This is a genomic window from Thalassolituus marinus (assembly GCF_020320395.1).
Taxonomy (GTDB): domain Bacteria; phylum Pseudomonadota; class Gammaproteobacteria; order Pseudomonadales; family Oceanobacteraceae; genus Venatoribacter; species Venatoribacter marinus.
The window spans coordinates 33,802-53,147 of sequence record NZ_JAEDAH010000106.1 but is presented as its reverse complement, the minus strand read 5'-3'; the positions used below and the strand labels follow the sequence as shown (position 1 = coordinate 53,147).

The following is a 19,346-nucleotide window of genomic DNA, read 5'->3' as shown; positions in this document are numbered from 1 at the left end:
AACAGGAAATGGATGGGCATCAAAGGTGCCACAGGCTAGTTGTGCCTTGACACCGAGGGAGCGTCTATATATGTCCTATTAGTTATTACTCATTGATATCTACTCTAATTTTGTAATTGCTGCTCTTATGCATAACGCCCGCATTTGGGGCCGTAGTGAAGCGCAGCGGAACGGAGGTCCCAGCCCCGCAGGGGCGAACAACATGCGCTTGTTAGGTGTTGTCCCACATTTGGCTCCACGCTCGTTCTGTAACTTCATTATTCTTGATTAAGTAACAACAGCCGATAAGATCATTACTACTTGGATCAACCCAAATTAAAAAATACCCTAGATCAGGTGATACTACATGAGCCGTTTTGAGTTCTTTTGGGTTTCTAGATTCAAGCGCTTGCACAAATTCTAGGGTGCTATGAGTCAGCCGTTGAGCGTGTTCACCAGACCTATCTGAAATATTTTTGGCTCTAATCCGATAGGTTTCTAAAATTCCAGAGGAAGCAACATCAATAACGCTCTCATTAACCACCAATTCAGCACCACTTGCCAATAGTTCGTAAGCTTTACCTGCCTCACATAAAGACGAACTCTTTAATTTACTCTTGATGATTTCTACGTTCATCACGAAAACACCTAACAGCTTGTTAGTGTGCGTGCACACTTATCCTGAGCGACTCTTTCGAGAAACTCCGCGTAACTTATTGACCTGATTGAGAAATCATCCGTAACTCAAAAATTCTTGCCAGAAAAACGCGCACGCCTGTTAATTCCAGTTTCCAGCGCACATAAACTTGTAAACCCTCTTTGTAATTCTGAGGGCAAGTTATTGATTCATTTGACGTTTAAGTTACTACCCCAAGTACACACGATCAAGCGTAAATTGCACCCACAAAAAAGCCGCTACTCATTGCTGAGCAGCGGCCTTCTCTATTGGTCCGCGATGATCAGGTGGGCAGTGCCCACCCTACGAAAACAACTGGTATCAGTTGTTCTCCTCAACCCAAACCCGCGCATTACGGAACATCCGCATCCACGCGCCATCTTCATCCCAGCTCTCCCCTTCAGGACCAGCTGGAATATAAGAGTTCTGAATCGCACGGAATACACGCTCCGGGTGCGGCATCATAATGGTGACGCGGCCGTCGGCAGCGGTCAGGCCGGTAATACCCTGTGGTGAACCGTTCGGGTTCAGTGGGTATTGTTCGGTGACTTTGCCGTAGTTGTCGGTATAACGCAGGGCGATCTGGCCAGCCAGTTCGCTGATGTCGTCTTCGGAGCCGAATTCCGCACGGCCTTCTCCGTGAGCAATGGCGATTGGCATACGAGAGCCTGCCATGCCGGCGAAGAATACGGAGTCGGATTCCTGTACTTCAACCATGGCAACACGGGCTTCAAACTGCTCGCTCATGTTACGTACGAAGTGCGGCCAGTGTTCGGCACCCGGAATCAGTTCGTGCAGGTTAGACAGCATCTGACAGCCGTTACACACACCCAGAGCGAAGGTGTCATTGCGGGCAAAGAAGGCTTCAAACTGGCCACGCGCCTGTTCGTTGAAGAGGATGGACTTAGCCCAGCCTTCACCGGCACCCAGTACGTCACCGTAAGAGAAGCCACCGCAAGCTACCAAGCCACGGAAGCCTTCCAGGGTTACACGGCCCGACAGGATGTCGCTCATGTGTACGTCAACGGTGCGGAAACCGGCGCGGTCGAAGGCGGCTGCCATTTCGATCTGGCCGTTTACACCCTGCTCACGCAGGATCGCAACTTTCGGTGCATCGGCTGAATCTGAGTTTGGCAGATCAGCGGTGATGTCTTCGTTAATGTCGAAGGTCAGCTCAGCATGAATACCCGGATCTTCGGCATCCAGCAGGGCATCGAATTCCTGTTTGGCGCAGTCGGCGTTGTCACGCAGGGCCTGCATTTCGTAGCTGGTCTGAGTCCACAGACGCTGCCAGGTAACGCGCGACTCGCTGAGGAATTCTTCGTCCTGGAAGCTGAAGGTAATCTGGTCGTCGTCGTTTGGCGTAGCGATGACTGCGGTGCAGTCACCCAGACCCGCTGCTTCGAATTGTGCCAGTACTTCTTCCAGGTCTTCGCGTTTAACCTGCATAACCGCACCCAGTTCTTCAGCGAACAGAGCAGCGGCCAGATCGTCCTGGCTTTCTGCCAGCAGATCCATAGAAACATCCAGGCCACAGTGCGCAGCAAACGCCATCTCGGTCAGGGTGGCGAACAGACCACCGTCGGCACGGTCGTGGTAAGCCAGCAGTTTGCCATCGGCGTTCAGGCCCTGTACCACAGCGAAGAAGGCTTTCAGATCTTCTGCGTCGTCGAGGTCGGCCGGTACATCACCCACTTTGCCGAATACCTGGGCAAAACAGGACGCACCGGTACGGTTCTGACCACGGCCCAGATCCACCAGAATTAAATCGCTGTCGCCCTGATCGAGCTTGATTTGCGGGGTCAGCACTTTGCGCGCATCGGATACCGGCGCGAAACCAGTGATGATCAGCGACATAGGTGCAGTAACCGCTTTATCGGCACCCTCATCCTGCCAGCGGGTTTTCATCGACATGGAGTCTTTACCCACAGGGATGGTTACCTGCAGTTCAGGACACAGTTCCATACCCACGGCTTTTACGGTGGCGTACAGTTTTTCGTCTTCGCCTTCGTGGCCAGCCGCACACATCCAGTTGGCCGACATTTTAATGTCTGCCAGCTTGTTGATTGGTGCTGCGGCCAGGTTGGTGATGGCTTCGGCCACCGCCAGACGACCAGACGCCGGGCCATCCAGCAGCGCAACCGGGGTACGCTCACCCATGGCCATGGCTTCGCCGGCGTAGGTGTCATAAGAAGAGGTGGTCACGGCAACGTCAGCCACCGGCACCTGCCATGGGCCAACGAACTGATCACGGGCCACGGTACCGGTAATGGAACGGTCGCCAATGGTGATCAGGAAAGATTTGCTGGCTACGGTTGGCAGCTTGAGTACACGGGCTGCAGCATCGGCCAGATCAATTCCGGCACTGGTGAATGGCTCGGCGTTTACCGCACGGCTCTTCACATCACGGTGCATACGTGGCGGCTTGCCCAGCAGTACCTGCAGCGGCATATCGACAGGCTTGTTGTCGAAGTGGCTGTCGGTAACGGTCAGGTGTTCTTCTTCGGTGGCATAACCAACCACCGCGTATGGCGCACGTTCACGGGCACAGATGGCATCGAAGGTGGCCATATCTTCCTGTGCTACCGCCAGAACGTAACGCTCCTGAGATTCGTTCGACCAGATGGCCAGGGGGCTCATGCCCGGCTCGTCGTTCGGTACGTTACGCAGTTCGAATTTACCGCCACGGCCGCCGTCGCCAACCAGTTCAGGGAAGGCGTTGGAAATACCACCGGCACCTACGTCGTGGATAAAGGCGATCGGGTTGGTGTCGCCCATCTGCCAGCAGCGGTCGATCACTTCCTGACAACGACGTTCCATTTCCGGGTTTTCACGCTGTACGGAAGCGAAATCCAGGTCGGCATTGGATTGGCCAGACGCCATAGAAGACGCCGCACCACCGCCCAGACCAATCTGCATGGCCGGGCCACCCAGTACGATCAGGCTGGCGCCTACCGGAATCTCACCTTTCTGTACGTGTTCGCCACGGATGTTGCCGTAACCACCGGCAATCATAATTGGCTTGTGGTAACCACGTACTTCGCCGTCGTGTTCCAGTTCGAAGGTACGGAAGTAACCGCACAGGTTCGGACGACCGAATTCGTTGTTAAAGGCAGCACCGCCCAATGGGCCATCGATCATAATATCCAGCGCCGACACAATACGGTCTGGTTTGCCGTACTGGCTTTCCCATGGCTGTTCGAAGCCCGGAATTTTCAGATCGGATACGGTAAAACCGGTTAAGCCGGCTTTTGGCTTGGAACCACGACCGGTTGCACCTTCGTCACGGATTTCACCACCGGAACCGGTCGCTGCACCGGAATGCGGGGCAATGGCGGTTGGGTGGTTGTGAGTTTCTACCTTCATCAGGATGTGCATATCTTCCTGATGGTAGCTGTACTCATTCGTGCCAGGGTTCGGGAAGTAACGACCGGCGTTGTGACCAACGATCACCGATGCGTTGTCTTTATAAGCAGACAGAATATTTTCGTTGTAACACTCGTAGGTGTTTTTAATCATCTGGAACAGGGATTTGTCCTGATCCTCGCCATCGATGGTCCAGCTGGCGTTGAAGATTTTGTGGCGGCAGTGTTCAGAGTTCGCCTGGGCGAACATCATCAGTTCAACGTCGGTCGGGTTACGACCCAGCTTGTTGAAGTTTTCCACCAGATAATCGATTTCGTCTTCGGCCAGTGCCAGACCCAGCGTTTTATCGGCTTCCACCAGTGCCTCACGACCACCGGCCATAATATCGACGGTGCTCAGTGGTGCTGGTTCTGCGTGAGAGAACAGCGCTTCGGCGGCGGCACTGTTGTCCAGTACGGTTTCGGTCATGCGGTCGTGCAGCAGTGCAGCAACGGCTTCGCGCTCGGCAGCGGTTACGCCTTCTACATAGTAGGCAATGCCGCGTTCCAAACGCAGGATGCTGTTCAGGCCACAGTTGTGGGCAATATCCGTCGCCTTGGAAGACCACGGAGAAATAGTGCCGAAACGTGGAATCACCAGAAAGAATTCACCGACTGGCTGTTTAACTTCGGCTTTCGGTCCGTAACGCAGGATGCGCTCCAGTACCAGACGTTCGTTATCTTTCAGATCTGCAGACAGATCAGCAAAGTGCATGAATTCGGCATAAACACCGGAAACCTGCGGCAGGGCCTGCTGCAGTTTGTTCAGGACTTTGTTCTGACGGAAAGAAGAAAGCGCTGGCGCGCCACGCAGCTCAAGCATTGCGGGGTGACTCCACGAAGAGTAAGGCAAAAATGAGGGCGAATGATACCGGAGTGTGTCTGTTCGCACCAGATTTCCCGAGAGAGCGTCCGGTTAAAGGCGTTGGCATTGTCTCAATAGTCGGAACAATGCGTTTCAGCCGAAAAAGTTCCCCGCGCGCGGACACTTTATATTGCCAGTAGTTTCAATGACTTATGTCACAAACTTATCACGCAGCTGTCACTGCGGTTTCATTTTAAAGTCTGACTTACACCCAATGCGGTTGTTTTTTAAGCACCCAGAAGGCAGAATGACCTCAAATCGACTAAAAACGCACCATTTTGGTGCAAAGAGAGCAAATTCCAGCATGCAAACTGGCATATTCCGTCTATTCGCAAAAGCCATACTGGTTGCAGTGTGTGTTACCGCACTGACTGCCAGCGTGCGCCCGAATAATCTGGAACAGGTTCGCATGCACGGTGAGATCGTAATGGTCACCCGAAACAGCCCGACCACCTTCTTTGAAGACCGTGCGGGCCCGACAGGTTACGAAATGGAACTGGCGCAGGCATTTGCCCAGTACCTGAACGTGGACCTGAAGGTTATTGTGGCCGACAATCTCAGCGACATATTCAGCACCCTAGAGACAGGAAAGGCCGCCTTCGCTGCGGCCGGTCTCACCAATACCCCTGACCGCGACCGCTGGTTCCGTTTCTCGCAGCCTTATATGCAGGTGAGTGAACAGGTCATTTATCGTCGTGGTGGCGTTCGTCCTAAAGAAGCCGTTGATCTGGCACAAGGCAAACTGGTAGTAGCTGCCGGTTCCAGCCACGCCGAGCGTCTGCGTATGGTGCAGGTGCGGCAGATTCCGGAACTGACCTGGAGCGAAAGCCCGGATCTGGAAGTAGCCGATCTGCTGCAGATGGTGGCATCTGGCAATATCGACTTTACCGTGGTCGATTCCAACGAGTTCCGCATGCTGCAGGCTTATTACCCGAATCTGGGTGTGGCGTTTGATCTGAGCGAGCAACAGGACATTGCCTGGGCGTTTGCCTACAGCCGTGACGACAGCCTGTATAAGGCGGCGAACGAATTCTTTAATCAGCAGGAAACTGCGCCGCTGCTGGCGGAATTGTCTGAGCGTTATTACGGTCACCTGGATAAGCTCGACTACGTAGGTGCGCGTCGTTTCCTGCGTCAGACCAATAAGAAGCTCGACACCTACCGTCCGCATTTCGAACTGGCATCAGAACAGAGCGGCATTGACTGGCGTTTGCTGGCGGCCGTGGGTTATCAGGAAAGCCACTGGAACCCGAATGCGCGCAGCTATACCGGTGTGCGTGGTCTGATGATGCTGACCCGCAATACCGCGCGTGAACTGGGTATTAAGAACCGTCTTGATCCGCAGCAGAGCATTATGGGCGGCAGCCGCTATCTGGCTAAACTGCGTGAGCGTCTGGACAGCGTGCAAGAACCTGACCGCACCTGGCTGGCTCTGGCCGCCTACAATGTGGGCTACGGACACCTGACCGACGCACGAAAAATTACTGCAGAAATGGGTGGCAACCCCGATCTGTGGATGGATGTTAAAGAAGCGTTACCGCTGCTGAGCCAGAAGCGTTATTACCGCAATACCCGTCACGGCTATGCCCGTGGTCAGGAGCCTGTGGATTACGTACAGAATATTCGTCGTTATTACGATGTGCTGGTCTGGAACGAAGAGCAGGAACAGAATTTCCCGGAAGATGGCGAGACATTACAGCTCTCATCTTCCATGATCACCGTTATTCCTCCACTCCTCTAGTGAGTTTGTGTGCGGCATTTTATGCCGCTTTTTTTTGCCTGCTGATTACTCGCTGGCATCCTTCCCCCGGGCACTATCACCAGCAGCTGGACTGAGCTTTTTCAGCTTCTTTTTCGCAGCGCGGCGCATAGCAAAAAAATCCGTCATGATCTGCGCGCATTGTTCCTTTAATACCCCGCCCTGAGTTTGCATCAGGTGGTTGTAAAATGGCTGCTGCGCTAATTGCAGCGCACTTTCAATGGCACCGGCTTTGGGCTCAGTCGCACCGTACACCACACGACTGATGCGGCTGTGAATTAACAGTCCGGTGCACATAGTGCAGGGTTCAACCGTTACATATAACGTAGCCCCGCTGAGACGATAATTGCCGATGTTTTGCGCCGCATTGCGCACCGCCACCATCTCGGCATGAGCACTGGGGTCGAGCGTGGTAATCGGCTGATTAAAGCCCTGACCGATAACCTCACCATCCAGCACCACCACCGCACCCACCGGCACTTCGCCGGCATTATAGGCCAGCTGTGCCTGCGCCAGCGCCAGTTGCATGGCTTCTTCGTCGGTTGTGATCAGCGGCTGATTCAATGCTCGTCTCCACAGGGTTAAGGCGCCCATAATAGCCGATGCACAGCACTTGCAACCAGCCAGGCCAGCTGCTGCGGCACAGCATTGACAAAGGTCTCACCGCGCGGCTGATCGCTTTGCGTTACACTGGCTGGCAGAAAAAGCAGGAGTAATTCTATGTGGACCCTACATATTCAGCCACGCTTCGGCGAAACCGATGCGCTGGGCCATATCAACAACACCGTTTTACCGGTCTGGTTTGAAGACGCGCGTACACCAGCGTTCCGTCTGTTTACCCCGGATCTGAATCCGGCCGACTGGCATCTGATTATTGCGAAAATTGACGTCGAGTTTGTTGGTGAATTGTTTTACGGGCAGGAAGTGGAAGTGCGCAGCTGGATTTCCAAACTGGGCAACAGCTCTATGACCTTTCACCATGAAGCCTGGCAGGATGGAAAATTAGGCGCGCGTGGCAGCGCAGTCATGGTGCATTTTGACCACAGCAATAAATGTTCGGTGGCGATTCCGCAAACAATCCGCGATGAACTGAGCCAGCACCTGCTGGAGCTGTAAAATGGCGGCTTCAGCCGCCCACTTTTTTCACGGTGAAACCGCGTTTGCTCAGTTCACTGACCAGTAAATCGCGTTGTTCACCCTGAATTTCCAGTACGCCGTCTTTTAACGCACCACCGACACCGCATTTCTTTTTCAGGTCTTTGGCCAGGGTTTTCAGCTCGGCACCCACCAGCGGAATACCGCTGACCAGTGTCACCACCTTGCCGCCACGACCTTTGCTTTCACGACTGACGCGCACAATGCCATCACCCTGTGGCGCCTCGTCTTCAGCGCAGTTGCACTGATCAACCGGCTGGCCACAACCGGGACATGCACGGCCAAATTCGGTGGAATAAACAAGACCGCCGCTCGCTGATTTTTTTGCCATGCTGATGTGCTCCTGATTCTGCTGTCACTGGCGCGCCCGCAGGCCGCAAAGGCGCAGAAACTAAACCATTGCCGGGCGTGTGGCAATGCCACGGCGGGCAAACAGCAAACCATAGCCAATCAGTAATTGCGCCGTCATGTAAATTGAAACAATCAGCGGTGTCGAATAATCAAAAGCCAGCCAGAAGCGGTTAACCCCGATCAGCGCATCGGCGGTCATAAATAATGCGCCGCCCAATGCCAGCCAGCGTTGTCCGGTCTGCAATGCCAGAATTGCCATTGCGGTCAGGCACAGCACATAAACCACCACGGGCCACCACATAGCCCCGGTATTCGGATAGAACTGCCATAACAGAAATACACTACCGGCAACCGGTAATAGCGTTGATGCCAGCAACGCGGCTGGCGACAACAAGTGACGCTGACGCAGGCGGGTAAAAATCACGATATAGGCAATTTGTGTCAGCAGAAACGACGCCAGTGCCTGGCGCAGATACAACTGGCGATCGAAGTCGAGAAAGATGTCGCCAGCGGCGGAGCCCAGCATGGCTAACAGGTAAGCAATTCGCACAGGCCCGGTTAAGGTTTTTACGCCGATCAGCGCCAGTATCAGTACCGGCGCCGCTTTCAGCAGATAACTGAACGGATAAGGATGCAGCGGCCACAGCAGGATGTATAACGCCCCGAGTAGCGCCGCAATAACAAAGGACGTTTTCATTGTTCAGACTCCGGCGCCAAGGACGCGGTTTGCGGCGATTCCCAGTACAGAGTGCCGAGCAGGACATCAAAGATTGGCAGCGTAATATTGAAGTTTCTGGCGGCCATCAGATCACGACGATGATGCAGACGGTGCAAATGCTGCAGCTGCTTCAGCACTGGTGTGCGCTCCATAAAACTACCGGCCGGCAGGTGATAACAGAAGTGCATCACCTCATAAAACAGGTAGCCTCCGATTGCCCCGGTGGCATAAAAAGCGGCAGCATTCACCGACCACAGCGCATTCAGCAGCAATACCCCGGGTGTAATCAGACACAGCAGAAACACCCAGATCAGCCAGGCAGGAAACAGCACAACCCGCCAGTCGCGGGTGGATTCATACGGCATCGCATTTTCAACGAAGAAGCTGTGGTGGTCACCGGTGTGGCGCTTGTAAAACAAGCGACCGATACGGGTTTTCCGATGCCCCAGCCAGCGATGAGCAACATATTCGCCCCAGTTCACCAGCAGCATACTGAGAGGCAGGCACAACCATTCCGCCAGCGTCGCTGCCGAGATGGTATATAGCGCCGCGGCAATCACAACAGCGGCGGTCAGTGCGACGCTGAACATGTGCAGCCAACCGGAATAACGCGGTGAAACAGCCGCACGATAGCGGTTGCGGAAAGCGAGATGGTCAAAGGCCATAACGGGCTCCTTCGGGATCGTTGTTATTCTTATCCGACCTGATCGTCAATTCTCAGGCCCGCCTTATCCCTTCACTGTAGCGCTGACTCTGTGTCAGACTCCAATCAATAATACAAAACAGCATTATCACAATAATGAATAATATGAGGTGCCTGTGAGCCTGCGAAGTCTCGATCTGAATCTGCTGCCGTTGTTTGCTGCGCTGATGGAAGAGCAGCATCTGACGCGCGCCGCCGCGCGTCTGCACCTCAGCCAGCCTGCGGTCAGTAATGCGCTGAAACGTTTGCGCCTGCAGCTTAATGATGATCTGTTTGTACGCACAGCCACAGGCCTGAAGCCCACGCCGCGTGCGGTTCAGCTGTACACCAAAGTGCGTGACGGACTGGAACTTATCGAACAGGGCTGGGCGCAGCAGCAAAGCTTTGACGCTGCCACCAGCTCCCACCAGTTCCGGCTCAGTGCCAATGGCGCGGTGGAGTTTATTGCCGCCCCCTGGCTGATACAGCAGATGCGACAGCATGCGCCGGGCATCGGCCTGATGATTGAAACCGATCAGAGCGCCGACATCGGACAGCGTCTGCAGGACGGGCGTCTGGATCTGGCCATCGACTATGTCAGTCAGCCGCAGGCCGGACTCAGCCATGCGCCGCTACTGGAAGAATCTCTGGTGGTCATTGCTGCACGCCAGCATAAAACCTTTCACGCCAGCCTGAGCTATGAGGAGTTTGCCCGACTGCACCATGTCAGCCTGCTGCCGCGTAACCGTCAGGGCACTCCGATTGAACAGCTGATGGGGCATAAGGATCTGACCCGAACGGTGAAATACTGGGTCAGCAGTTTTGTCGCTATTCCACCGGTGGTGGCCAGCACAGATCTGATTGCAGTAGTGCCTGAACGGCTGCTGCAACTGGCGCCGTGGCGGGATCAGCTGCAAAGTGCGCCACTGCCCTTCCCTTGCCCGCCGGTCAGCCTGCAACTGATCTGGCATCAGAGTCGCGACCGTGATCAGGCACACCACTGGCTACGCAGCCAGCTACTGCGCCTGAGTCAGTGGTCTGTACAAGCTCAGGCGGAGGTCTGAGCCGGAAAGCGCAGCGTTACCTGAGTGCCATGGCCGGGTTCGCTGTCGATCAGCAATTCACCGCCATGATTAAGCATGATGTTGTAAGCGACCGTCAGGCCCAGTCCGGTGCCCTGTCCAATCTCTTTACTGGTGAAGAAGGGGTTAACCGCACAACTGAGCTCTTCTTCAGTCATACCCTTGCCGTTGTCTTTAACCACAACTTCGATGATGCCGTCTTTTTCATCACCGGCAATTTCGATGGTGCCACCCTCGGCCATGGCGTCCTGTGCATTGTGCAGAATATTGCGGAATACCAGACGAATCTGGCGACCGATGCAAGGCACCTGAGGTAAATGACTCAGCAGGCGTACCACGTGGATATTGTCGCTGCGGCCCAGCTGCAGTTCGGCAATGGCCTCTTCCAGAATTTCCTCCAGCGAAGCCGGGTCTTTTGGCTGATTGCTTTCATCGGCAAAGGTGCGCAACTCAGCAACAATATTGCGCACCCGCTCGAGACTCTGCTTGGAGGCTGATACCAGATCCGGTGCGTCGGCCCGGACAAAGTCCAGATCAATTCCGGTGCGCAGTTCTTCCAGCGCCTGAACAATGGCTTTGTCGGCAATCAGTGATTCGGCCTCCTGATACTGGTCGGCCAGGCGTACCAGTTCGGTCAGGTATTCACTGAGCGTGGCGATATTTGAATACACCACCGCAATCGGATTATTGATTTCGTGGGCCATGCCTGCCGCAAGGTGGCCCATGGCCGCCATACGCTGCGCTTGCAACAGCAGGTCCTGGGTACGTTGCAGCTCATCCAGGCTCGATTGCAACTGATGGTTGCTGTCGTTCAGCGCCTGTGTACGTGCCTTCACTTTTTCTTCCAGCTGCTCGTTAAGCTGGCGGACACGCTGTTCGGCCTGCTGGCGCTGAGCAATTTCAGCCTTCATGGCAGCCATCAGTACGTTCATTTTACGTACCAGATCATCCAGCTCTGAGTGCCTGAGCGACGATTCCACCTGCAAACGAACAGCATCCGGGTGTGCCGGGTCGATATCCTTCATGCGGTCCATCAGACGTTTGATCGGGTTGGTCAGGCGCGCCCGGAATAACATAATCAGTACAAATGCCAGCACCACGTTACGCAGTACGTCCAGCACCAGTGTAATAAACGCACGACGTTCGAAGCCTTCACGAATCAGGCGTTCGTCCACCCAGATTTCCAGATGCCCGATAACGCGCGGTTCCTCGCTGTACATCGCAGGTTCTTTCAACGCCACCCGGCGGGAACGGTAATGTCCGGCATCGCGTCCATTGTTCAGAACGGCCTTACTCAGTCCGGCCCGTTTCTCGTAGCCGGTGGCGTCTTCAATAATGGCGCTGGCCACCACCGCCGGGGTCAGCAAGAGACTGTCGAGGATGGTTTGCATGGCACTGTTATCGTAGTTAAACAATGACAGTGCCGCGGAAGCACTCTGATTTTGCAGCAGGTCTGCGGTGTTTTCGAAGTAGCGACGATTCTCTCCGACATAATCCACACCAATCTGAATACCGCTGAACAGCACGCCAAACAGAATGCTGAAAGTCAGTACATAAACGGTGAGTTTACTTTCGATGGATGAGAGACGGCCGGCCAATTCCTTTCCCCAATGAACCCCTGTATCGCACCAGTATAGACGACCACGCTTTGCGCGGGAGTCTGTCTGATCAATGTCGTGCGCTGTTCGCTGTTGTGCAGCAGGCATCAGCCCAGTGGCAGTGCGGTGCGGTCTACCACTTTGCGCATAACAAAACTGGAATGCACACCACTGACGCCTTCAATACGCGTAAGGGTACCGAGCAGAAACTGCTGAAAAGCATTCATGTCACGCACGATCACCTTGAGAATATAGTCGGCTGACTGACCTGTGATCAGATAACATTCCAGCACTTCCGGACAGGCTGCCACCGCACTTTCAAAGCGCTCAAAACGCTCGGGTGTGTGACGATCCATACTGATGGAAATCAGCGCCAGCAGATCCAGCCCCAGCGCACGCGCGTCCAGGTGAGCGCGATACCCCTGAATCAGGCCGGAATCCTCCAGCGCCTTCACTCGCCGCGAGCACGGCGAAGGCGATAAGCCCACCTTGTCGGCCAACTCCAGATTACTGAGACTGCCGTCTTTCTGCAGCAGTTCAAGAATGCGCAGATCGGTACGATCCAGCTTAACTGCGTCTGCCATAGTACTCTCCTGTTGCAGCCCGAAAGCGAGAAATGACCATTAATTTCACAGCTTCAATATAATTTGGTATTTAATTGCTTACAACAGGCAAATTAATAGCAACTTTGCAAACACCTTGCGCAACATACTACCTATACTGTGCACATGCTGTTGAGAGAGGCAAAGCACTTACCGGTGACGCCTCTGGCTAAGGCTTACCCGGCCTGCCCGCTGCTTCACAAGAGCACATCAGAAAGCCAGCACCGCAACTCAGGCGGTGAAACAGCAACGATTAAACGACATTACTCAGCTACCGCGCACAGGAAAAACATCATGACCAGTCGCTTTGACCATCGCAAATACCGCGCTTTTCCGGTGATCCGTAAAACCGATCGCCGCTGGCCGGACCAGACCATCAGCAGTGCACCGCAGTGGTGTTCTGTCGACCTGCGCGACGGCAATCAGGCGCTGATCGAGCCCATGACTGTCGCCCAAAAACAACGTATGTGGGCTTTGTTAGTCAAAATGGGCTTTAAGGAGATCGAAGTCGGTTTCCCTGCTGCATCACAGCCAGACTTCGACTTCGTGCGCTGGTTGATTGAAGAAAACCAGATTCCCGAAGATGTCACCATTCAGGTATTGGTTCAGGCCCGTGATGAATTGATTGAACGTACCTATGAATCGCTGATTGGCGCCCGTCGTGCGGTAGTGCATGTATACAATTCCACGTCGCCGGTCCAGCGCAACAAGGTGTTTGGCCTCAGCCAGCAGGGCATCATTGATATTGCCGTTAAAGGCGCCCGTAAAGTCGCGGATGAAGCGCGTAAATATCCGGCTACCGAGTGGGTGTTCCAGTACTCACCGGAGAGCTTCTCGTCAACCGAAGTGCAGTTCGCCACCGAGGTATGTAATGCCGTCATCGACGTCTGGCAGCCTACGCCGGACAACAAGGCGATTATTAACTTACCGGCTACTGTCGAAAGCGCCATGCCTAACGTGTTCGCCGACCAGGTTGAATGGTTCTGCGACAACGTTAATCGTCGTGACAGTGTGACCATCAGTATTCATACCCACAACGACCGCGGTTGCGGTGTTGCAGCCGCCGAGATGGCGATTCTCGCCGGTGCAGATCGTATTGAAGGCACCTTGCTCGGCAACGGCGAACGCACAGGCAACATGGACATCATCACCATGGCGATGAACCTTTACAGCCAGGGCATTGATCCTGAGCTGGATATTTCGATTGCTGACGACATCATCGCCACAGTGGAAGCCTGTACCAATATCAAAACCCATCCGCGTCATCCGTGGGTTGGTGAACTGGTATACACCGCGTTCTCTGGCAGTCACCAGGACGCTATCCGTAAGTGTCTGGCCCAGCAGAGCGACGATGAGCCATGGGATGTAGCATATTTACCGATTGATCCGCAGGATCTCGGCCGCAACTACCAGTCGGTCATCCGCGTGAACAGTCAGTCCGGTAAGGGCGGCGCCAGCTATCTGCTTGAACAGGCATTAGGGGTTACCTTCCCTCGCTGGATGCAGATTGAAATCGCCCAGCCGATTCAGAAAGAAAGCGAGCGCCGTGAAGGCGAGCTGAATACTCAGGATATCCTCAACGTATTCCGCACAACCTTTATGAACAGTGATGGCCGCTACTCATTAGCGGGCTACCAGGTGGATAAGCATGGCAGCCAGTATCATATTCAGGCGTCGGTGAATGACGGTAGCCAGATGATGCTGGTACACGGCAACGGCAATGGTGCTATCAGTGCTTTCGCCGATGCAATGCACAAGGCCACTGGCCTCGATGCACAAATCGTCCAGTTTGACGAACAGGCTGTGGCTGAAGGTTCAGATGCCAGCGCTATGGCATTTGTTCAGGCCAGTATCCGCGGAAGCCGCTACACAGCGGTCTCTCAGGACGGTGACACCTTAACCGCCAGCCTGACCGCCATCCTCAGCGCAATTAATAAGGCCATGATTGACAGTCAGGCGGTTGCGTAAAAAAACAAAAATCAGGCGCCCTGCGGGGCGCCTTTTTGATAGGCTGATTCTCTGCCCGGAGTTTTCTGAGGAGAGAATTATGCACCTGCTCAGCCTTCGCTTTGATAGCGGTGAAGTTCGTATTGTTCTGCGCCGCAGTGCGACCGCAAAAGCCCTGCTGAAAGTCGTCCCGTTTACTGCCACCATGCAAACATCGCGCGGAAGCCTGATGTTTGACTGCCCGCTAACCGTTCGCCCGGAAGAACCCAACACCACCGATCTGGTGCAGGTGGGTGATATCGCTTTCTGGAGCGACGCCAGCAGCCTGGTCATCGGCTTTGGTCCGACGCCCCGCTCACAGGGGAATGAAGTGCGCCTCGCCCACCCCTGCGCCATTATCGGTGACGCGCTGGATGATCTGAGCATCCTCAGTCAGGTCACTGCCGGCAGCAGCGTTACCGTGTCGCTGGCCAGCGCTGAGCCTCTGGCATCCGCCAGTGGGGCATAAAGGCTAACCCTGCGCACAAACAAAAACGGCCGCATTAAGCGGCCGTTAGTGCATCGATCACAACCTTAACGGCCGTGCTCTACCATATCGTCGACGATTTCCTGCTCTTCGTGCAGATCGTTGCTGTCATCAGCTTTTGGCAGCACCAGGTTCAGCACAATCGCCACCACACCACACAGGCTGACGCCCTGCAGGTGCCAGGACTCTGAGCCGATTGCCATACCGCCAATACCAAACACCAGTGTGGTCGCTACAATCACCAGATTGCGTTGCGCGCTCATATCGACCTTACCCTTGATCAGAATGTTCATGCCCACTCCAGCGATGGAGCCGAACAGCAGAATCAGGATACCGCCCATCACTGGCGTCGGGATGGTCTGCAGGAAAGAACCGAACTTGGCCACAAAAGCCAGCAAAATAGCGAATACCGCCGCCCAGGTCATAACTACCGGGTTAAAGGCTTTGGTCAGCATCACTGCACCGGTGACTTCGGAGTATGTGGTGTTCGGCGGACCACCGAACAACGACGCGGCGGAAGTTGCCAGACCATCGCCCAGCAGGGTGCGATGCAGGCCCGGCTTCTGTACATAGTTTGTACCGGTCACACTGCCAATTGCCAGTACGTCACCCACGTGTTCAATCGCCGGGGCAATAGCCACCGGAATCATGAACAGAATGGCTGCCAGATGAAACTCCGGGGTAATAAAGCCAGGCAGACGTACCCATGGGCTGTTGGTTACCGCAGAGAAATCCACCATGCCCATCGACAAGGCAATCAGGTAACCCACCAGCACACCAGCCAGAATCGGCACCAGACGGAAAAGACCTTTTGCCATGGTCGCCACCAGCAACGTGGTGAGCAGCGCAGGCATAGACACCCACATGGCATCGGCATACGGGAACAGTTCTGCGGAGGCATCACCGGTTTTACCCATCGCCATGTTCACCGCGATAGGTGCCAGTCCCAGACCAATGATCATAATGATCGGACCGGTAACCACAGGCGGCAGCAGGCGGTGCAGGAAACCCGGACCACGCAGCGCCACGACAATCGACAGGCCGACGTAAACCAGACCGGCACAGAACAACGCGCCCATAGTGGCGCCCATACCCCAGGTCTGCACGCTGAAGATAATCGGTGCGATAAAGGCAAAAGAAGATGCCAGGAATACCGGAATGGAACGCTTGGTGGTGAACTGAAAAATCAGTGTACCGATACCCGCGGTGAACAGCGCCACACTCGGGTCCAGACCAGTAATCAGCGGTACCAGAACCAGCGAGCCAAAGGCCACGAACAGCATTTGCAGACCCGCGAGGATCATGCGCCAGCCGGAGTACAGGTTGTCATTAGATGTCTGCATGGGGGTCCTTACTGTGTGCCGAAGATTTTGTCACCGGCATCGCCGAGACCCGGAATAATATAGCCGTTCTCGTTCAGGTGGCTGTCTACCGATGCGGTATAGATATCCACATCCGGATGCGCCTGCTGAACTTTCTTGATGCCTTCTGGCGCAGCCACCAGAACCAGCGCACGAATACTGGTACAACCCGCTTGCTTGAGCAGATCGATAGTCGCCACCATAGAGCCACCGGTAGCCAGCATCGGATCAACGATCAATGACATACGCTGGTCAATATCACCGGCCAGCTTGTCGAAGTAGCTTACTGGCTCCAGGGTTTCTTCGTCGCGGTACAGACCTACCACACTGATTTTGGCGCTTGGCACCAGCTCCAGTACGCCATCCAGCATACCCAGACCGGCACGCAGAATCGGCACAACGGTAATTTTCTTGCCACGGATGCGCTCTGCCTGTATTGGGCCACACCAGCCTTCAATGGTGTAATCTTCGAGTTCCAGGTCCTTGGTCGCTTCATAAGTCAGCAGGTTGCCTACTTCACTGGCCAGCTGACGAAAACTCCGGGTGCTCATGCTCTTGGCCCGCATCAGGCCAATTTTATGACGCACCAGAGGGTGGCGGATTTCATGTACGCTCATGGATGCCTCGCTCTGTCTTTCAGGTACAATAACGGGCCGGATTTTCTCACAGGCGTCCCCTGCCTGCGACGGAAAATTTAACCAACCGGTCAAACAATGCCGACAGAGATCACTATGCCAAGAGCCTGCGCCCGCCATATTCTGGTAAAAAACCGCGAAGAAGCGGAAAAACTCAAGCAACAGCTGGCTGAAGGTGCCGACTTCTCCAAACTGGCGCAGAAGTTTTCCCAGTGCCCCAGTAAAAAGAATGGTGGCAGCCTGGGCGAGTTCAGCAAAGGCGATATGGTCAAAGCCTTTGATGATGTGGTGTTCAAGGGCCCGCTGCTGACAGTTCAGGGGCCGGTGAAAACCCGCTTCGGCTGGCACCTGATCGAAACCATTTACCGCAGCTGATGCCGTAGCCTTTGCTGAATCCACCGCTTTAACCCTATTACTCAGAGAAATTTCCCATGGCTCAACCCGGACGCTACCACCTGCTGACTGTCATTGATGAACAACCCCACGGCCTGTACCTCGATGACGCTGAAGGCGGCAAGATTCTGCTGCCACGCAAGCAGATTCCGGCCGATACCGCCATTGGTGACAGCCTTAAGGTATTCGTCTATTTCGACTCTGACGACCGCCCGATTGCCACGACTCTGCGCCCTAAAGCCCAGGTCGGTCAGGTGGCTTACCTGACGGTGGTGGACGTCAACAGCACCGGGGCCTTTATGGACTGGGGCCTGCCGAAAGATCTGTTCGTGCCTTTTTCCGAACAGAAACAGCGTATGGAAGCGGAACGCGCCTACCCGGTATACATCTACGAAGACAACACCGGGCGCATCTCAGCCACCGCCCGTCTGAATCGTTTTATTAAAGATGAAGCCAAACCTAACTGGCCGGGCGCTCCAGAGCCGTTTACTACCGGCGATCAGGTCAGTCTGATCATCACCAACCGCACCGAACTGGGTTACAAGGCCGTTATTAACAACGAATTCTGGGGCGTGTTGTACAACGACGACATTCGCAAACCGGTGAAAATCGGGCTGAAGCTGGATGGCTATATCAAGCGCATCCGCGAAGACAGCCGTATCGATCTGATGCTGGAACCGGCTGGCCACGGCAAAGCGGACCCGCTGGCGCGTAAGATTCTGAAAAAGCTGGAAGAAGGTAATGGCTCGCTGGGGCTGGGGGATCACTCTCCGGCAGACCTGATTGAACTGCACTTCGGCGTCAGCAAGCGTACTTTTAAGATGGCCATCGGCAAACTGTTTAAAGAACGAAAAATTGTTATCGAAACCGATGGTATTCGTCTGGCCACGGCCGATGATCAGAAAGCGGCTCGCCCTGCGCGCCAGCCCGACCAGCGTAAAGATAACAAGCGCAAAGCGGATGACAAAAAAGCAGCCGGGAAAAAAAGCGCAGACAAAGGTGCTGACAAGCCGGTCAAAAGCGACGCTCCGAAAGCCCGCAAAGTAATCCGTAATCCGAAAAAGAAAACGGAAAATACGCTGTCACTGAAGAAGAAAAGCTGAGGGATAGGGCCACTGCTGTCCCACAAATTTTTATTTGAACTTTTGTGAAATATTCATAGCCCCTTGTCCTCATAGAGGGGCCTTCCGAAACGTCGGACCGCCCCTCTCGCCGGACGGGCTATCTCCCCGCTTCGCGCTGTCCTGGCTCGTTTACCCTTGAAACCTTGATATTTCCTGACCTCGCGCCCCATCGGCCATCCATGGCCGGGGCCGCTTGCCCGAGTCCCTTCGGGCAGGTCGGAAATATCTACGCTTTCTGCGGCGAGCCCAGAGGCGCTGTGTTAGTTAACCTCACAGCCTTATTTCAAAAGTCACGTAGAATCTGAACTTCATATCTCTGACTGAAATTCAGAGTAGGCGTTGTACTAAAAAGCAGCTTAGAGGAAGCCATTCCTTCGCATTCTGGAGCGCCGAAATGAACGATGATTTTTCCGGTCCGCCGGGCAGGGATGCCCGGCGAGCGGACGGCGACAGGGATGTCGCATGGGCGCGTGGCCTGAAAAATCGAGA

17 protein-coding genes are annotated in these 19,346 nt (G+C 54.7%); 7 read left to right on the top strand and 10 right to left on the bottom strand.

The genetic code is table 11. From position 1 onward, the window contains the following. Positions 1 to 211 precede the first annotated feature (211 nt). Together I9W95_RS18305 and purL are read right to left on the bottom strand one after the other, a co-directional pair. Positions 212 to 619 (bottom strand): hypothetical protein, encoded by a 408-nt coding sequence (locus I9W95_RS18305; protein WP_225677547.1) that lies wholly within the window; start codon positions 617 to 619, stop codon positions 212 to 214. Positions 620 to 976: 357 nt separating this feature from the next. Next, a complete protein-coding gene (gene purL / locus I9W95_RS18300) occupies positions 977 to 4,882 on the bottom strand; it encodes a phosphoribosylformylglycinamidine synthase (protein WP_225677546.1) in 3,906 nt (1,301 codons plus the stop codon). A gap of 346 nt (positions 4,883 to 5,228) precedes the next feature. Here purL and mltF point away from each other — a divergent pair, with 346 nt between their 5' ends. Continuing rightward, the gene (gene mltF, locus I9W95_RS18295; protein WP_225677544.1) at positions 5,229 to 6,665 is read left to right on the top strand and encodes a membrane-bound lytic murein transglycosylase MltF; all 1,437 of its coding nucleotides are present in this window, start codon (positions 5,229 to 5,231) and stop codon (positions 6,663 to 6,665) included. Positions 6,666 to 6,710: 45 nt separating this feature from the next. On the opposite strand, the gene tadA is transcribed toward mltF, so the two are convergent. Then, the gene (gene tadA / locus I9W95_RS18290; RefSeq protein ID WP_225677542.1) at positions 6,711 to 7,247 is read right to left on the bottom strand and encodes a tRNA adenosine(34) deaminase TadA; all 537 of its coding nucleotides are present in this window, start codon (positions 7,245 to 7,247) and stop codon (positions 6,711 to 6,713) included. 156 nt (positions 7,248 to 7,403) lie between these two features. Between tadA and I9W95_RS18285 the strand changes: the two genes are divergently transcribed. Further along, the gene (locus I9W95_RS18285) at positions 7,404 to 7,799 is read left to right on the top strand and encodes an acyl-CoA thioesterase (protein WP_225677540.1); all 396 of its coding nucleotides are present in this window, start codon (positions 7,404 to 7,406) and stop codon (positions 7,797 to 7,799) included. 10 nt (positions 7,800 to 7,809) lie between these two features. On the opposite strand, the gene I9W95_RS18280 is transcribed toward I9W95_RS18285, so the two are convergent. From I9W95_RS18280 to I9W95_RS18270, 3 genes are read right to left on the bottom strand one after another with little or no spacing between them, the layout of a single operon-like run. Next, complete coding sequence (locus I9W95_RS18280; protein WP_225677538.1) at positions 7,810 to 8,169, bottom strand: translation initiation factor Sui1; 360 nt, start codon at positions 8,167 to 8,169, stop codon at positions 7,810 to 7,812. Between the two features lie 60 nt (positions 8,170 to 8,229). Beyond that, on the bottom strand, positions 8,230 to 8,886 hold the full coding sequence (locus I9W95_RS18275) for a lysoplasmalogenase (protein WP_225677536.1): 657 nt from the start codon (positions 8,884 to 8,886) through the stop codon (positions 8,230 to 8,232). Then, positions 8,883 to 9,572: a sterol desaturase family protein gene (locus I9W95_RS18270; RefSeq protein WP_225677534.1), complete on the bottom strand. Its 690-nt coding sequence runs from the start codon at positions 9,570 to 9,572 to the stop codon at positions 8,883 to 8,885. Before I9W95_RS18270 ends, I9W95_RS18275 begins: the two co-directional genes overlap by 4 nt. A gap of 154 nt (positions 9,573 to 9,726) precedes the next feature. Here I9W95_RS18270 and I9W95_RS18265 point away from each other — a divergent pair, with 154 nt between their 5' ends. After that, complete coding sequence (locus tag I9W95_RS18265) at positions 9,727 to 10,653, top strand: LysR substrate-binding domain-containing protein (RefSeq protein ID WP_225677532.1); 927 nt, start codon at positions 9,727 to 9,729, stop codon at positions 10,651 to 10,653. On the opposite strand, the gene I9W95_RS18260 is transcribed toward I9W95_RS18265, so the two are convergent. Next, the gene (locus tag I9W95_RS18260) at positions 10,638 to 12,269 is read right to left on the bottom strand and encodes a sensor histidine kinase (RefSeq protein WP_225677530.1); all 1,632 of its coding nucleotides are present in this window, start codon (positions 12,267 to 12,269) and stop codon (positions 10,638 to 10,640) included. The two genes, I9W95_RS18265 and I9W95_RS18260, sit on opposite strands and share 16 nt — an antisense overlap. Before the next feature lie 107 nt (positions 12,270 to 12,376). After that, positions 12,377 to 12,853: an Lrp/AsnC family transcriptional regulator gene (locus tag I9W95_RS18255; protein WP_225677528.1), complete on the bottom strand. Its 477-nt coding sequence runs from the start codon at positions 12,851 to 12,853 to the stop codon at positions 12,377 to 12,379. A 312-nt stretch (positions 12,854 to 13,165) separates the two neighbouring features. Here I9W95_RS18255 and I9W95_RS18250 point away from each other — a divergent pair, with 312 nt between their 5' ends. Both I9W95_RS18250 and I9W95_RS18245 read left to right on the top strand, forming a co-directional pair. Further along, positions 13,166 to 14,839 carry a 2-isopropylmalate synthase gene (locus I9W95_RS18250; RefSeq protein WP_225677526.1) on the top strand — a complete coding sequence of 558 codons (1,674 nt, stop codon included), beginning with the start codon at positions 13,166 to 13,168 and terminating at the stop codon, positions 14,837 to 14,839. A 79-nt stretch (positions 14,840 to 14,918) separates the two neighbouring features. Further along, on the top strand, positions 14,919 to 15,326 hold the full coding sequence (locus I9W95_RS18245; protein ID WP_225677524.1) for a cyclophilin-like fold protein: 408 nt from the start codon (positions 14,919 to 14,921) through the stop codon (positions 15,324 to 15,326). A gap of 65 nt (positions 15,327 to 15,391) precedes the next feature. Here I9W95_RS18245 and I9W95_RS18240 read toward each other — a convergent pair whose 3' ends face one another. Together I9W95_RS18240 and upp are read right to left on the bottom strand one after the other, a co-directional pair. After that, on the bottom strand, positions 15,392 to 16,687 hold the full coding sequence (locus I9W95_RS18240; protein ID WP_225677522.1) for a uracil-xanthine permease family protein: 1,296 nt from the start codon (positions 16,685 to 16,687) through the stop codon (positions 15,392 to 15,394). Positions 16,688 to 16,695: 8 nt separating this feature from the next. Beyond that, positions 16,696 to 17,322: a uracil phosphoribosyltransferase gene (upp, locus tag I9W95_RS18235; RefSeq protein WP_225677519.1), complete on the bottom strand. Its 627-nt coding sequence runs from the start codon at positions 17,320 to 17,322 to the stop codon at positions 16,696 to 16,698. 114 nt (positions 17,323 to 17,436) lie between these two features. On the opposite strand from upp, the gene I9W95_RS18230 reads away from it, so the two are divergent. Both I9W95_RS18230 and I9W95_RS18225 read left to right on the top strand, forming a co-directional pair. Further along, complete coding sequence (locus tag I9W95_RS18230; RefSeq protein WP_225677553.1) at positions 17,437 to 17,715, top strand: peptidylprolyl isomerase; 279 nt, start codon at positions 17,437 to 17,439, stop codon at positions 17,713 to 17,715. Between the two features lie 56 nt (positions 17,716 to 17,771). Beyond that, the gene (locus tag I9W95_RS18225) at positions 17,772 to 18,836 is read left to right on the top strand and encodes a CvfB family protein (RefSeq protein WP_225677517.1); all 1,065 of its coding nucleotides are present in this window, start codon (positions 17,772 to 17,774) and stop codon (positions 18,834 to 18,836) included. Positions 18,837 to 19,346: the final 510 nt, after the last annotated feature.